1 rRNA gene is annotated in these 412 nt (G+C 53.6%); it reads right to left on the minus strand.

What is annotated here, in order from left to right:
* Positions 1-104 (minus strand): 5S ribosomal RNA (gene rrf, locus EYS21_RS23260); the annotation flags it as partial.
* Positions 105-412 lie beyond the last annotated feature (308 nt).

Here is a 412-nt window from a genome sequence, read left to right on the forward strand (position 1 = left end):
CTACTCTCCCACACCCTCCCGGGTGCAGTACCATCGGCGCTGTGGGTCTTAGCTTCCGGGTTCGGAATGGGACCGGGCGTTTCCCCCACGCTATGACCGCCGTAACCCTTCTACCCGTCACACACCCTGGGGTGTGTGTGGGAAATCTGTGGTTACAACATGCTCCTGCCGGTTATGGCAGGTGTGGTGTTGTTATTTAGTTGTTGGTTCCCTGCAACAAACGTGGGTTTGTTGTTTGGGAACCACATAGTGGACGCAAGCAGTCTTGTTTCTTTTTACCAGTGCTTGGTGTGAACGTCTTTTGAATGCCGTTCACGCATTGGTGTGTGGTGTAAGTTATCGGCCTATTAGTACCGGTCAGCTTCACGAGTCGTTAGTCCTCGCTTCCACATCCGGCCTATCAACCCAGTGG

The organism is Arthrobacter sp. S39, from assembly GCF_004320525.1.
Classification (GTDB): domain Bacteria; phylum Actinomycetota; class Actinomycetes; order Actinomycetales; family Micrococcaceae; genus Arthrobacter.